Below are 14,399 nucleotides of genomic sequence, written 5' to 3' on the forward strand. Positions count from 1 at the left end.
AGCCGATGTTCCCGGATCAGCCCGATACCAATCCGAGTTGGCGGTACAGCCCGGCTTCATCGAGCCGACCCCACCGTTCGACGATGCGGTCGCCGTCGATGCGGAATATCTGGATGCCGGTGAGCACGATGGTTGTGCCGGTGGGCGCTGCGCCCATCAGCTCGCCGCGGTGGGTACCGCTGGCGGTGAACCGTTCGACGACGAGGTCGTCCTCGGCGATGAGCTGGTCGATCTGGCTGTGCCAGTCCGGGCTCGCCTCGCGCATCATCGCGGCGGCGAGCCGCAAACCCTCGGCGCCTTCCGGTGCGCCGGGGAACGGGGCGTCGTGGTTGACGAAATTCGGGTGGACATAGCGGTCGACGGCGCCGAGGTCACCCTTGGTGAACAGTTCTTGGATGAACGTCTCGACGAGTTGCTTGTTCTGCGTGGTGCGGTTGCCGGTCATAGTCTGATCGTCGAACGTGTGCGGGTCGGCGACCATCCCAAGTAGTTGGGATCCGATCCGATCGGGCCGATACTGGAGCTGTGCCCAGGGCAGCGAGCACGACCCGTGCCGTGCATGACCTGGTCCGCCATTGCCATGGCGGACTGGATCTCCCTGAGCTTCCTCAGCAACTGCTGCGCTCGGTTCGGCGGCTGATGCCAGTCGATGCAGCGTTCTTCGCCACCGCCGATCCTGACACCTTGCTGTTCACCGGGTCCTACGCCGAGGAGCCACTGGAAGCGGCAGCAACGCTGTTTCTCGACAACGAGTTCAGCGGCGCGGACGTGAACCGGTTCGCATCCCTGGCCACCTCGACCACCCACGTCGCCTCGCTCGACGCCGCGACGCACTCCGACCGCGCCTCCAGCGGCCGGTATCGCGACATCATGCGACCATTGGGCCTCGGCGACGAACTGCGCGCAGCCCTGGTCGCCGGGTCGCACTGCTGGGGCTACCTGTGTCTGCATCGCGCGGACCATCCGCTCGGCTTCACCGATGCCGAGACCGCGCTGATCGCGAGCATCGGCCCCCACCTCGCGCACGCCCTCCGCCGAGCCGTACTGCTGAATGGTTCCCCTGCGAGCGGCGGAACCGGTGAGCCGGGTGTTGTCCTGCTCGCCGAAGACCTCAGCCTGGTGGCCGTCACACCGGAGGCGGCACACCTGTTGTTACTGGTCGAGAAAGGCAACCTGCCGCTACCGGCGTCTGTTTACGCCGTGGCGATGGCGCTGCGCTCGATCGAACAGGGCACGGCGCCGCCGCAGACACTGCCCACCAGCCGCATCCACGCCCTCGATGGACGGTGGCTCACTTTGTATGCGTCCCGGCTGCGCGGCCCTCCCGGCGAGCAGCGCATCAGTGTCGTGATCAAAACCGCCGAGGCCGCCACCACCGTGCCACTGCTGCTGTCGGCCTACGGGCTGAGCCCGCGCGAGGCAGAGGTGGCACGATTGGTGCTGCGCGGCACCTCGACCCAAGCCATCTCCGACACGTTGCACATCTCCCGGCACACCGTCCAAGACCACCTCAAAGCCGTCTTCGACAAGGTCGGCGTACGCAGCAGGCGCGATCTGATCGGCGAACTCTTGCGCCCGCCGGGAACCGACGAGAGATGACCAGCCCCGGCAGGCGTCCGGCATCAAGGCACCGCCAGCTCCCAGTCGAGTTCCCAGCGCCGAATGGTCCCGTCCCCGCTCGCGGAGAGGGCGAACGAGGCATCTGCACTGATCAGGACGCCGTTCACCGCACCGCCGTGGCCCTCGAGTACCGTGAGGCAATTCCCGGTGCCGAGGTCCCAGATCCGTACGGTGGTATCGCTGCCGCCGGAGATCGCGAACCGCCCGTCCGGGCTGAACCGCACATTCTTCTTCGGGACGCTGGGGACCGAATTGATCCCTCGCACGTGGTCGGGCTCGTCGCCGAAGACGCGAAGGCTTTCGCCGGTCGCCAGGTCCCACAGCCGAATCGTGCGGTCGGTGTATCCGCCGGCGGTGAGGGCATAGCGGTCGTCCGGACTCAGGCAGACCGACATCACCGAATTCGTGTGGCCGCGTAGGGTGTGCCGGCATTCGCCCGTATTCAGATCCCAGATCCGCGTCACACCATCGGATCCCGCGGAAGCGGCGAGCCCCGAGCCGAGCCCGAGCGCCTCGACACGGGTCTTCGGCGCATGTGCGGGCAGCTCCAACTCGCATGCGCCGGTGTCCAGGTTCCACAACCGGATCGCGTCGTGCCGGGCAATCAAGACCGTCCGACGGGCTCGGTCGATCGTGGTCATGCCCAGCGTCAGCGGGTGGTCGAGAACAGCGATGCGCTCACCGGTAGCGACCGACCAGACGGTAATGGCTCCACCGACGCTGTGGACCGCGCGTGCCCCATCTGCACTGACAGCGACGGAGCGGACCAGGTTGTGCCCGGTGTCGATCTCCCGCAGACAAGTTCGATTGTCCAGATCCCACACCCGGACGCCGTGCCCGCCGGACACCGCGACCCGCCCATCCCCGTTCACCGCCAACGCATATTGCAGGCGACCTGCCTCGAGAGCCCCTGTGTACCAGGCGGAGCGGAGTCCGACCCGGGCGATCGAACCGCCGAGATCTCGCCAGGCCGCGATCACTCCTGGATCCCGCTCGAACCCTGGTACCGCCCGCGCCTCGGTGAGCAGTGTCAGGGCAACACGCGTATCCGTGGCCGACCGTGCCCGCTCCATCAGGTCGGATACCGTGCCGGCGAGCAGGCTCAGCTCGTTGTGCTTGCGCGGTTTGCTCAGCTGGGTAGGTGCGCAGTATCGCGGGGGTACCGCCCACCAGCGCATGAGGTTGTTCTGCCAAGCGGATCGCAGCACACCCGCTGCGGTGTCGAGATGGACTGCGAGCAGGCGCGTTCCGTCGCCCCGCAAGGTACGCAGGCATTGTCCGTTGCCACGCCCCCACAGCCGGACCGTATCGTCGACATCGGTGGACACCACGTATCCGCCGGACACGGACGCGCGGGCCAGCCTGCCCGCCCCGCGCAGGATACGGATCCGTCCCGTGTCGACGTCCCAGACCCAGATCTTCTTCTCACCCGCCACCACCGCCGTGTTCGCATCGGCGCTGAGCCACGTCGTGTTGCCCCCCTTAGCGCAGTCGAGTACGCCGACACAGCGGCCGGTGTCGACTTCCCACAGCCGCGCGGTGGAATCCCGGTGTCCCGCGGTGAGCGCCAGGCGCCCATCGTGACCGAGTGCCGCGGTCGCATGTTGTGGCGATCCGATCAGGGTCTGCCGGAGTTCGCCGCTGCGAAAGTCCCAGATCAGCACAGTTCCGTCCCAATACGCCGCTGACGCGACCCGGCCGTCACCGCTGAGGCATACCGAGTTCGGCCAGTGCAGTGGCTGGCTCAGATTCTCCTGAGCATCGAAGGTCCGCAGGCAGCGGCCGTTGTCGACATCCCAGAATCGGACGGCAGTCCCCCCGGCGGTGATCGCATACCGACCGTCGCCGGTGATCGCGAGGTACACGCTGCCTCCGTCCCGGTGGGTAGTGTCGGCCACCGCTCGCAGGCATCGGCCTGTCTCGACATCCCACGTGCTCAAAACGCCATCGCAGACGGTCACCGCACGCAGGCCGTCACCGGTGAACCGGACCTGGATCGACGGCCGCGACGGCTTGACCATCATCTGAATAACCGGGTCGTAGACCGCGGCGGGCTCCGGGTGGATGTACCAGGGGATACGCCGGGCGCCCTCCAGCACGGCGGCGGAGACCACCGGCTCCGGATCGATCCCCGTGTCCGCCCGCCGATGGTCGCCGCGTTCTCGGTGCACCCCGGCGATCAGTCGCCGGAACTCGTCGGCGTCAACGATGCCGGCGGCGGTCGCTTCGACAGCGGCGACTAGGTCTTCATCAGTGCACTCGCCACGACGCCAGCGCAGTAGACCGGCGTTGTAGGTGGCGTAGAGATGCTGGGCGTCGGCGGCCAGCGCGTCATCGAAGGCCGCGTATGCCTCGGCGGTTTTGCCGAGGTCGAGCCAGGAGACGCCGCGGTTGTTGCGTTCGTCGGCCCGAAGATCAGCGGCAGCCGGCACGGGGCGCGCATACGCTGTGCCGATCTCCGCTTCGTAGATGTCGACGAGCTGCTTGGCGACCTCCGCGATGGAGCCCAGTCGAGCTTGCGCGTTATGGCGCAGACAATGTGCCAGCAGATCAGCCAGTTTCGGCGGTAGCTCGGGAATTCCGGGCTCCGAATGACCACATCGAGTCGCCAGTGCGGCGCCCGCTTCGAACCCGGAGCCCCACCGACGTCCACCGGTGAACATCTCCAGCATGGACACGGCGAAACTGTAGACGTCAGTGGAAAAGTCCAACCGCTGTCGCCGAGCCTGTTCCGGAGAGGCATACGCGGGGGTCCAGCCCATGTTCGTCACCGACCTGCTCCTCCCGTGCACCTGCTCCGCGGTCGCGTCCGCACCCGCGGCCTTGGCGCGCGCCAGACCGAAGTCGGCTACCTTGGCCACAATTCCGCTCGAGGTCGGGTCCAGCAGCACATTGCCGGGCTTCACATCCTGGTGGACGACACCGCGACTGTGTGCGTACGCCAACCCCCACGCGATCTGCACTGCGATATCGAGAATGCGGGCCAGGGCCTCGGCCGGGTCACCGGCATACAGACGTCGGTCCCTTATCCAGTCCCGCAAGCTTCCACCGGCGACGTACTCGGCGAACACTCGCGGAATGCCATCGAGGTCGCGGACATAGTGGCACGCGCATACATTCGGATGCAGGCCCAGCGAGACCCAGGTGTCCGCCTCGGCAATGAATCGCTCGCGCTGTTCCTCGGTGTCGAATCGTTCCGGGCGCGGACACTTCACCGCCAGATCCGTACCACATTCGAGATGCCGCACCCGGTATACCTGGCCCATGCCGCCGTCGTCGTGGATGTCATCGACTCGGTAGCGCCCGTCGATTACGTCGCCGAACTGCCACGCCCTGCCCTCGGCCACCCGATTCTCCTCCGACCCAATCCGCGAGGTTCCGGCCATCGGCCGAGTCCCGGTCAGATGCGCTCTGGCCACGACATCGGAAACCTACCCGGAGAGGCCGGGTCCGGCAGGGCTGTCGAACTCGTTTCACCTCTGCGCGAACACAGTCCGAGTCCTGGAGGGTGCCTGGCGGTTCGCCGACCGCATGTCAGGTGGGAGTATTGCCGAACCCCTCGATGCCGAGCTTCTCGCCGATCGCGGCGAGGGCCTCGACGACGGTCCGCCCGCCGAGGGACTCCCAGCCGGGGAAGTCCGCGCCTCGGGAGGTGTTCGGGCCGGCGACTTGGTCGAGGGTCAGGCCGACGTGCTTATCGAGGTAGTGCAGCAAGGTGCCGACGGTGACGATGTCGCCTCGGTAGTTGGTGATGGTCTCTTCGAGGAATGACATGTCAGCTCCATTCGCGTACTTGGTTATTGCCGCCGAGAAGATGTCCCAGGGGAAGTTCGGACCGACGTCGGTATGCGAGCCGACGCCGAGGCCTTCGGTGATCGCGTAGTGGTCGGCTATGCCTGCCTGCCCGGCGCCGAGTTCCGCGGGTGAGATGACTCGCGGCGGAATGCCGTATCTGCGGCAGTCCTGCACGGCGAGGTAGGCGGTGACGTCGATCGCGCGGCTCATATTGTCGAGCCACTCCTGCCGGGACCAGGCCGCGCGGCTCCCGGCGAAGCACAGGTTGATCGAGCGGTTGTTGGCGTCGAGGACCGACCACGACGCGACATCGGTATTCACGACATCCACCACGGTCACCGAGTTGTCGATCGTGTAGTGGTAGGACACACCACTGGACGAGTTCTGTAGGTAATTCGCCAGCGACTCGGCGGTGCCGTTGCCTTCCTGCGTGTGCAGCAGCCACCACAGCACCGGTGCGCCCTCACGGGAATGCCAGTTCGGGGAGACTCCGATCTCGTTGATCTCACGAAATTCCGGCTTGGGCGGCGCGCTGCTCGCGAGCGACCATTGCCCGTAGTCGGGCTTCAGCACGGAGTTGACATCGACGGTCACCCCGCCGACCTGACGGGAGTCGATCTCGATCTGGTGCAGATGTGCGGCCGGGTGATCGACATTGATGTCCGGGTCGCCGGACCAGTTGTGTTGCCAGAACCACCGGGCGACGTCGTCCTCCAGCGCCCACTCGATGCAGCGGGCGTTGCCGTACATACCGGTCCACTCGAGGCCGACCACACTGGCCCAGCCGCGCAGGAACGGCGCGATCAAGCTGTTCCACTGTTGCAGGGTGGGATTCGAGTCCACTGGTGCGTAGATCGGTCGCCGCTGCGGCCCGCCGGCTTCGGTGTGGAAGCGCACCGCGATTTCGGCGTGGTGGACACCGGCGTCGTAGCCGCCGAGCCAATCGGAGGTATCCCCCTTGCCGTACTGGTAGTTGGAGACGATTTCCAGCCCGTGCGCACGCAATGCGTCGCAATAGTCGCGCCGCAGCGGCTTGGCGCCGAAGTCGGTCCCCGGCCGAGATTCTGAAAAGTAGCCGATCACACCGCCGTACCCGGCATCCACGATCGCCTGCGGATCGATCAGGCTTGCTGAGAAGTCCAGCAGCTGCACAACCGTTCTCCTTGCACCTCGTCGAGCCGACCTGTGCTGCGTTCAGACGGTGGAGCGGACGCCACTCGACGAGCCGGGCAGGCAGCCGAGCAGCGGCGGTCCGAGATCCCCGGCATAACCGCAGCTGAGAACACCCTCACGACCCAACGCCGAACTTGCCGGCACCTCGACATCACCCAGTCCGAACTTGCCAGGGCAACGCCTCGAGATCCCGGCAAACATGTGGCGATGGGGATGCGCTGCGCCCGAACAGCTCTCCCGGTGGCAGGTCGCACCTTTCACGATACGAGGTGGGCACCGATCGCGGCCACGATTAGCCGCATCGTGTCCAGATGGGATTCTGGCTGTTCTGACCACGAGACCATCGATGTTGCGGAGGGGCACCGTGGTGCGGTCTGCCGACGAGATCATCGGCGCTGCTGAAACCTTCGGACTGCCACGGAAGTGAGCGACAGGGTTGGGCGACATACCCGCCCAGCCCACCAGCTGAGGCCGACGCGATCTCCTCGGCGAACTATCCGTCCGCCCGAAACCGACGCCAGGCGATCTGGACCGCGCTTCCGAGTCCGCCGTGAGTTTCGGAAGCGCGGTCTGAGATTCCGCCAAGGCCCCTGGAGTCAGGCGGGCCGTTCGAACCTGCCCTCCGATACCCCTGTCAAGAACGCGTCCCACCCGCCCGGGCCGAAGACCAGGGCCGGGCCGGTGGGGTTCTTCGAGTCGCGCAGGCCGACCAAGCCGGACGCGAGGTGCGCGACCTCGACGCACTCCTTACTGCCGGTGCTGCGCGTGCTCTTGAACCAAACCACGTCGGACAGATCAGATTTCACTCTGCACCTCCTTCAGAATCACCTCGATGAGGCTACGAGTATCCCCTTCGTCCAACGCTACCCGGCCGATGTCCGTGTAAGCCGCCCGATAAGTCTCCGTCTCGAGGGGCTTGTCCAGGTACAGATCGCCCGTGAAGCCCTCGATGTACACCACCGGCGGTTCACTCAACAACGGATTCAGGTGTTCGGGAAACTCGATATACACGAAGTCCTTGTTGATCAACCCGGCGTGGCTGGGCGTGGCCAGGGGCGCCACTCGAATCGACACGTTCGGGAGTGAGCCAACCTCGATGAGTCGTTTCAGTTGTTCGGCCATGACTTCCGCGCCACCCACCCGACGACGCAATACGGACTCGCACAGGAACGCGCAGAAGCTGAAGTTCTCCGCATCCTGCAAGCGGCGCTGCCGTTCTTCGAGCAGCTCGATCTCCCGCCCGAAGTCGATGCGCTGCCGCTGCGTCTTCGCGATCTCCCACACCGCTTGCCGGTACCCCGGCGTCTGAAGCAGACCTGGCACCAGCGTCGATTGCCACGTGATGGTGGCGCGTGCCGACTGTTCGAGGCCGACGTACATCTCGACCTCTGGGACCATCGCGTCGACGTATGACTGCCACCAGCCTTCCTTCTTGGACTCCTCCGCGAGCCAGAGGAGTTCGCGCCGCTCGTCGTCACTCGATTCATAGAGATCGCACAGCTCTTTGATCACCATCCGCTTGACCTCACTGCTGCGCCCAGACTCCAGCCGCCACAGCGTCTGCGTGCCCATCTGAACCTGCTGCGCCGCACGTGCACGGCTCAGTTCCCTTGCTTCGCGCATTTCACTCAGTCGTCGCCCGAGGACCCGGCGCGGCAGGGTCGATGGGTTCGATTCCGTCTGCACGGATACCGCCTTTCGTTAGCTTTGCTTACTGTCATGTCAGACTGAATGGAACGGTCATTCAGTCTGTAGAAACCACTCCAGGTGGATCAATTTCATTGTGCGCCAATTGCATACAGACACGCCAGAAGCGAGAAATTTCAGTGTTTACTTACTGCGTGTCCGGCGGTGAATAGGACTACGCACCGCAGCCGACGCCCCTCCGCACGGTGCGCCGAGTCCCCACCGCGAATAGTCGGCGGTACCGCCGGGCACACCCATTCATCCGCGTTCCGGAAAGTTAGAGGTGCCGAAGATGTTCGGAGTCCCCGTGACTGATCACCAGCGTGTGCCGTCCATGACCGCAGGCGAGGCGCATCGGGTGATGCAGGCGCATATCGACTGCCTGGTGTCGGTGTGCCCGATCAAGCAGCAAGCCAAGGCGCGCCTGGTAGCTGACCGCCGCATGATGCCCGCCGACCGCCCGCACATGGGTTTCTGACACCGATCACCTTGGAGCTATTCGTGAAAGTGCCTTTGCCGCGACGGAACCCGGGCCGATCCGGCGTCCCGTTGCCGAAACACCCACTGACCTGCCCCGTCATCACCGATACTCGATCATTGACACGATTCGCCGACGCACTGCGCAACTGGCAGCCCGACACCGAGAACAGGAGCCGAGCCCAGTGAACGAGCCACCGCCCACAGACCCCGAAACGGCGGCGCGACTGCGCTTCCTCACACCCCGCGCCCGCCGCGCCGGCTATCAACTGATCGCCGACCCGGACGAGAACCGGTGGGCTCTACTCGACGCAGCAGACGGCGTCAAACTGTACTCGGCGGACTCACTGGGCGACATCGAAAAATACTTGAGCGAATAACACGCGTTCCGCATCCGATTCGCAGTTTCAACCGTCGCCAATTCCGCCCGGAATATTCCCAGCGGTATTCGCCGCGAACCGCACGGCGACAATATTTCTCGCCCGCGAGCGAACCGGCCCCTTCCGGTGATTCCGGCACCCAGCCGACGCACACCGCTCCCCCGCCGCCCGCGCATCACCTTATTTTCTGCATTCCCGGCATCACCTTATTTTCTGCATTCCCGGATGACCGCATGCCCTGACGAACGGCCATTTCCCATGACTCACAGCCATTCTGAAAACACCATTCTGACAATTCCTCCGAAACCCATACCGGGAGACCACCTCCATCCTCGCCCACACGCCATCGGCTACCTCCGCGCCGACAGTCGGTGGCCCTGCGCACCTTCTGCGCTCCGCACCGGCGAGATCCCGCACATCCGCCTCGACCTCGACCCCCGGCGCACTCGGCCTGCGGATCGGCGCGATCAGCGACCGGTAGATCGGCCGCACCACTCGACCAGGCAGATGACGGCGCCGCGCCGCTTCCCTCACTCTCGCCCAACGCAGAATGCTCGCCGGGGGATTATCGCTGATTCAAGCGGCGGCCGGTCGCGGCCGTGTTTGTTGGCGGCGCCATTGTCGGTGTTGTTCGCGGGCGTGTTCGTTGCGAACATGGATGCGCGAGAGCGCTTGGGCGAGTAGTTCGTTGGCGTGATGCCGGTGGTTGATGCGTGGTTTCTGCTGTGGGTCGATGTGAGGTGGGGCGATCCAAGCCGTGCGGCCCGCGTACGGGGAGCGGGGGCCTTCGATGCGGGTTTTCCAGCCGCCGGGCCCGTCGTGGATGAGCGCGTGGCAGGCGTCGCAGGCCAGGGTGAGGTTCTCGATGTCGGTGCTGCCGTTCTTGCGGTAATCGAGGACGTGGTGGACCGCGCACAGGCTCGCCGGAGCGTCGCAGCCCGGGCGTGAGCAGCCTTTCAGTGCGGCGATCAACGCCAACCGCTGATCCCGCGAGGCAAGGCGTTTGGTTCGGCCGAGGTGTAGTGGGAGTCCGGTGTGGTCGAAGACCGCGAGCCAGGGTTGTGATCGTTGGGTCATGGTGAGGGCGTCGGGGATGGGGATGGTGCCGCCGGTGGCGGTGGTCGCTACTCCGGCGGCGCGTTCGACGTCATCGATGCTCATGGTGAGGATCGTCGCCACTGGCACTCCGCGGTGGGTGCCGAGCTGGTCGGCGATCACCCCGGATTCCAGCAGGGCTTTGAGTGCATCGTGGTTGCGTTGTGCGGGCGAGCGGTGGTCGCGGGCAGCGGCCTCGGCCAGGAGCGCCGGATCTAGCGACTCGGGGCCGGTTGGGCAGGCGGGGTCGTCGGGGTTGCACATGCCCGGGCGGGCGTACTTCGCAAGCAGCGGATCCAGCAACGCGCGCAGCACCGGGTCGATGTCTCCGCGAATCGGGCTCATGCCGTCGGGGCGTTGACGACCGATGATGATGCCACGCATGCGGGCGCGATCGTTGTCGGTGGTCAGGTGGCCGTCGGGGTCGAGGTAGGCCAGGATCTTGTCGCCGACCTTGCCGATATCGTCCGGTGAACCGGTGCGAGCGAACTCGGTCAGAACTTCCTCGGCCGCCGCGCGGTCATCGGCCGACGCTCCGCGCGGAACCCGATTGATGACTGTCGCGATACCGCGGGCATGGTCGGCGGAGATGTCCCCGGCAGTCAGTGCGCGTGCGGTGTGGGGCAGGAGCGGGTCGACCGGTTCTCCGGCCATGTCGTGGAACGTGGCAACCGTCTGCGCCTGATGCACCCGCGAACCAGCGTCTGCGCCGGCCAGGTTCAGGGTTTCCATCAGGAACCGCTTCAACGACTTCGACCCGTGCCGGGCGGGCAGGGACCGATCGGAGGCTTCGACGAGCAGGCGGTGGCGCACCATGGTCAGCATCCGGGTGCAGCGCTCCACATCCCGCATCAGGTCGATGACACCGCCATCCGACAATCCAGTCAATGGTTCGTCGAGAAGGTCGGTGATGGCGGCGCGCAACCGTGCCGCGATGCCCGTTTCCCCAATCCCCCCACTCGAATGCATGTTCGAATTCTACCTCGAGTTACGTCTCAGCAACAGCGGAATCGAGAACGTCACTCACGATGCGCCCGGTTGCAGGCTTGGTGAGGTGATGCGTCGCCTCGTGCGGCGTGGACCCGTTGCCGACCGGCGGCGCAGTAACCAGGACGACAGCGGAACCGACTGCGGCGGGAAACAATTCGGCGAACTTGATGCGGGCGGAAACCAGATCATCACGGTCCACGAGGTTGCCCCCCCCCCCCCCACTGGGTGACCGGGTGACCGCAGGCGGAACGGTTGCCGGATGCGGGCGCAGTTCGGTGAGCGCCGCTGTCTCGCTTTCGCGGACGTCAGATGACTATCCGCCCAGTGCGCTGGCGACCGGACCGGCGCACGGCTCGGGCGGTCGGTCGACGGACGCATCAGCGCGGAATCACCGCGACACGCGACTCCCCCGCGCACTCAACTTGCGGATCGGCCCGATCAGCGACCGGTAGATCGGCCGCACTAAACGTCCAGGCAGATGGCGGTGCCGCTCCTCTTCCCACACTCTCGCCCTGGGATGCGAAGCGAGGGGCGACCAGCGGTCCGGGATCGGGGGTTCGGTGGTGTCGAATTCGATGCGGGAGAGGTGCTTTGTGTTGATGAAGCCGTATTGGTGGGGGCTGACCAAGCGGACTGGGGCGCCGTGGTCGCTGTCGAGTGGTCGGCCGTTGAGGCGGTCGGCGATGAGGACGTTGTCGGCCAGTACGTCTTCGAGGAGGACGATCGACTGGAAGCCGTCGAGGCCTTCGAAGACGACGTGGCTGATCGAGTCACCCGCCTCGATCAGCGGTTCGACCCGGGTGCGGTAGAGGGTCTCGAAGGGGACGCCTTCCCAGAGGAGGTCGGTGGCCGACCATCCGGCGACGCAATGGAAGTCGGCTCGGATCTCTCGCCGCGGCAACGTTGCGAGTTCGGCCACGGACAGCGTGATGGACTCGGCCAGCGCCCCGCCGATCTCGATCACAGGGTCGGCGGGAACGTCCGGAGGTGGGTGGTGGAGGTGGGTGCCGAAGCGGGGGAATCCGTCGACGGCGCGTTGGCCCGGGGGAAGTGCCATGTCGATCCTCCATCTATACGGGGCCGTATATGATAGGAGCGTACCTCGCGAGTACAGCGAGGTCGAGAACAATTACTGGACCGCCCGACTACGCCGATTCGAGCATGCCGAGGTAGGCATCGAGCTGACCCGCGCCCGCGAGGAGATTGCGGCTGCGCGCGGTCAGCCGGTTCTGCCAGGAGTCGAGAAAGGCGGCAAGCACGTCCGCCCCGCCCGCCTCGCGCAGCTGAACGAGAAACTGGCCGACCTGAGAGAGCTGGTAGCCGCCCTGGCGCAGCTGCCGCGCGATCTCGGCGTCACGGACGCTGTCCGGGCCGTATTCGCGATAGCCCGTTACCCGGTCGCGTTCGGGGTGCAGAATGCCTTCGGCCTCCCAGGTACGCAGTGTCGCCGGGTGCACACCGATGCGGCGGGCGAGTTCACCCACGGTCAACGGCCGTCCAGGAACCGGGGTCGGCGGTGTGGTGGACAGTGCGCCCAGAGCTGCCGCGACCTCGGTACGTGTGTGGCGTTCGTCGAGCAGCGCGACGTGCGCGGAATCGATGAGCCGATAGGCCGAGTCGGTGTCACCGCGGTTGATCGCACGCATGATTTCCAGCGCTCGCTGATGTCCGTGGCCACCGCGCAACGCGAGGAACGCGCGCAGGGCCTGCGCGTGCAGGGGTGTGTAGCGCCGGTAGCCGGTCTCGCTGCGCTCGGTGGGCGGGAGGATGCCTGCGTCGTCGTAGTTGCGGATCGCCTGGGCGGACAAACCGTGTTCACGGGCAAGGTCGATGGGTCGCAGTGTGCACCTCCATTTGAGGCTTTTAATCAGAGCCTGCTGTAAATCTCAGCAGAAGTCTCACTCGAACCTTCAACGATACCGTCAAAGGTAGTTCCTTCCGAAAAGGGGTTTTGCATGTCTACTGCCACATCACTGCATGAGTTCGGCCGCCAACTCGACGACGCGGCAAGCCTCGGCCGTGCCGTCGACGAACTACTCGCCGCCCGCGACGAGCCGCCGACCCTACTCGCGCTCGGCGAGCCGACCCACGGGATCGCGGCGTTCCCGTTGCTGCGCAACGAACTCCTCGCATATCTGGTCGAACGTGGCTACCGGTCGATCGTGTTGGAGATCGATAGGTTCGCCGCGTCCGTTGTCGACGACTACGTCAACGGTGCGAACACTGAGATCGACGCGGTGCTCTCGACCGGGTTCAGCCACCACTTCGGCGCCATCCCGGGCAATCGCGAACTGGTCGAATGGCTTCGCGCGCACAATTCCGGTCGTGCGCCTCAGGATCGGGTTCGCTTCCACGGGTTCGACTCACCGGGTGATCAGACCGATATACCGAGTCCACGGCCGGCGCTGTCCGCAGTTGCCGACTACCTGCCCGCGGCGCTGCGACCGGAGTCTGCCCGAGACCTCGACGCGCTACTGGGCGAGGACGCCGACTGGACGAATCAGGCGGCCATGTACGACCCGTCGGCCTCCATCGGCAACTCCGACCGCGCTCGCGCCCTGCGCATCGTCGCCGACGACCTGGCGAGCGCGCTGCGCCGCGCGGCACCCATCCTGCGCCCCGTGGACCCGACCGGCTACGACCACGGCTGCGCACACGCGCGCACCGCGCTCGGCCTGCTGCGCTATCACGCCGCCATGGCGAGCCCCGGACCCGATCGCACCGCTACGCTGCTCAGCCTGCGCGCCGAGATGATGGCCGAGAACCTGCTCGCCATCCGCGCCGAGGAGCAGCTGCGCGGGCCGAGCCTGGTGTTCGCGCACAACGTGCACCTCCAGCCGGCGCGGTCGACGATGTCGATGGGCGGGGATGAGGTGAATTGGTGCAGCGCAGGCGCTCTCGTCGCGCTCACTCTCGGTGAGGGCTACGTCTTCCTGGCCACCGATGCCAATCCGCACAGTGAACCGGGCACCCTCCAGGGGGTGCTGGCCGAAGCGACAACATCCCGCCGCACCCTGTTCCCGGCACAGCACCTGCGCGCCGCGCTCGACCCGGCGATCGGCACGGGCGAACCGATCGTGCCCGGTCATATCCCGTTGAAACCGGCCGACGTGGAGGGCGCCGACGCTGTCATCTTCGTCGCCGACACCGACGGACAGCGCCGGTGGTGAGTTGGGGTACTGC

The 14,399-nt window shown here is 66.0% G+C and carries 13 protein-coding genes; 4 read left to right on the forward strand and 9 right to left on the reverse strand.

The window, feature by feature from the left end:
* Positions 1-16: 16 nt before the first annotated feature.
* Complete coding sequence (locus ACFXNW_RS08960; protein WP_379417066.1) at positions 17-445, reverse strand: ester cyclase; 429 nt, start codon at positions 443-445, stop codon at positions 17-19.
* Positions 446-555: 110 nt separating this feature from the next.
* Between ACFXNW_RS08960 and ACFXNW_RS08965 the strand changes: the two genes are divergently transcribed.
* A complete protein-coding gene (locus ACFXNW_RS08965; RefSeq protein WP_379417358.1) occupies positions 556-1,599 on the forward strand; it encodes a LuxR C-terminal-related transcriptional regulator in 1,044 nt (347 codons plus the stop codon).
* Positions 1,600-1,622: 23 nt separating this feature from the next.
* Here the strand turns inward: ACFXNW_RS08965 and ACFXNW_RS08970 are convergent, their stop codons facing one another.
* The 4 genes from ACFXNW_RS08970 to ACFXNW_RS08985 form a co-directional block, all read right to left on the reverse strand.
* Positions 1,623-4,967, reverse strand: coding sequence for a WD40 repeat domain-containing serine/threonine protein kinase (locus tag ACFXNW_RS08970; protein ID WP_379417067.1), 3,345 nt, complete (start codon positions 4,965-4,967; stop codon positions 1,623-1,625).
* A 187-nt stretch (positions 4,968-5,154) separates the two neighbouring features.
* The gene (locus ACFXNW_RS08975) at positions 5,155-6,567 is read right to left on the reverse strand and encodes a glycoside hydrolase domain-containing protein (RefSeq protein WP_379417068.1); all 1,413 of its coding nucleotides are present in this window, start codon (positions 6,565-6,567) and stop codon (positions 5,155-5,157) included.
* Positions 6,568-7,184: 617 nt separating this feature from the next.
* On the reverse strand, positions 7,185-7,394 hold the full coding sequence (locus ACFXNW_RS08980; RefSeq protein ID WP_379417069.1) for a DUF397 domain-containing protein: 210 nt from the start codon (positions 7,392-7,394) through the stop codon (positions 7,185-7,187).
* On the reverse strand, positions 7,384-8,274 hold the full coding sequence (locus tag ACFXNW_RS08985) for a helix-turn-helix domain-containing protein (protein WP_379417070.1): 891 nt from the start codon (positions 8,272-8,274) through the stop codon (positions 7,384-7,386). The genes ACFXNW_RS08980 and ACFXNW_RS08985 overlap by 11 nt, the downstream gene beginning before the upstream one ends.
* 307 nt (positions 8,275-8,581) lie before the next feature.
* Between ACFXNW_RS08985 and ACFXNW_RS08990 the strand changes: the two genes are divergently transcribed.
* Positions 8,582-8,752 (forward strand): hypothetical protein, encoded by a 171-nt coding sequence (locus ACFXNW_RS08990; protein ID WP_379417071.1) that lies wholly within the window; start codon positions 8,582-8,584, stop codon positions 8,750-8,752.
* Between the two features lie 184 nt (positions 8,753-8,936).
* Complete coding sequence (locus ACFXNW_RS08995) at positions 8,937-9,131, forward strand: hypothetical protein (protein WP_379417072.1); 195 nt, start codon at positions 8,937-8,939, stop codon at positions 9,129-9,131.
* 576 nt (positions 9,132-9,707) lie between these two features.
* Here the strand turns inward: ACFXNW_RS08995 and ACFXNW_RS09000 are convergent.
* From ACFXNW_RS09000 to ACFXNW_RS09015, 4 genes are all read right to left on the reverse strand, one after another.
* Positions 9,708-11,195, reverse strand: a complete 1,488-nt coding sequence (locus ACFXNW_RS09000; RefSeq protein WP_379417073.1) for a DUF222 domain-containing protein — start codon at positions 11,193-11,195, stop codon at positions 9,708-9,710.
* A gap of 19 nt (positions 11,196-11,214) precedes the next feature.
* Positions 11,215-11,415, reverse strand: a complete 201-nt coding sequence (locus ACFXNW_RS09005; RefSeq protein WP_379417074.1) for a hypothetical protein — start codon at positions 11,413-11,415, stop codon at positions 11,215-11,217.
* 189 nt (positions 11,416-11,604) lie between these two features.
* On the reverse strand, positions 11,605-12,273 hold the full coding sequence (locus tag ACFXNW_RS09010) for a molybdopterin-dependent oxidoreductase (protein WP_379417075.1): 669 nt from the start codon (positions 12,271-12,273) through the stop codon (positions 11,605-11,607).
* 88 nt (positions 12,274-12,361) lie between these two features.
* Entirely contained in the window at positions 12,362-13,057 is a 696-nt protein-coding gene (locus ACFXNW_RS09015) for a MerR family transcriptional regulator (protein ID WP_379417359.1), read from the reverse strand.
* A 114-nt stretch (positions 13,058-13,171) separates the two neighbouring features.
* Between ACFXNW_RS09015 and ACFXNW_RS09020 the strand changes: the two genes are divergently transcribed.
* Positions 13,172-14,386 (forward strand): erythromycin esterase family protein, encoded by a 1,215-nt coding sequence (locus ACFXNW_RS09020; RefSeq protein WP_379417076.1) that lies wholly within the window; start codon positions 13,172-13,174, stop codon positions 14,384-14,386.
* Positions 14,387-14,399 lie beyond the last annotated feature (13 nt).

The sequence above is a fragment of the Nocardia sp. NPDC059180 genome (genome assembly GCF_042754945.1).
Taxonomy (GTDB): Bacteria; Actinomycetota; Actinomycetes; order Mycobacteriales; family Mycobacteriaceae; genus Nocardia.

What these genes read in the sequence shown, in the direction of transcription:
- ACFXNW_RS08960 (WP_379417066.1), bottom strand. Translation starts at nt 445, where the DNA reads ATGACCGGCAACCGCACCACGCAGAACAAGCAACTCGTCGAGACGTTC.
- ACFXNW_RS09000 (WP_379417073.1), bottom strand. Translation starts at nt 11,195, where the DNA reads ATGCATTCGAGTGGGGGGATTGGGGAAACGGGCATCGCGGCACGGTTG.
- ACFXNW_RS09010 (WP_379417075.1), bottom strand. Translation starts at nt 12,273, where the DNA reads ATGGCACTTCCCCCGGGCCAACGCGCCGTCGACGGATTCCCCCGCTTC.
- ACFXNW_RS09020 (WP_379417076.1), top strand. Translation starts at nt 13,172, where the DNA reads ATGTCTACTGCCACATCACTGCATGAGTTCGGCCGCCAACTCGACGAC.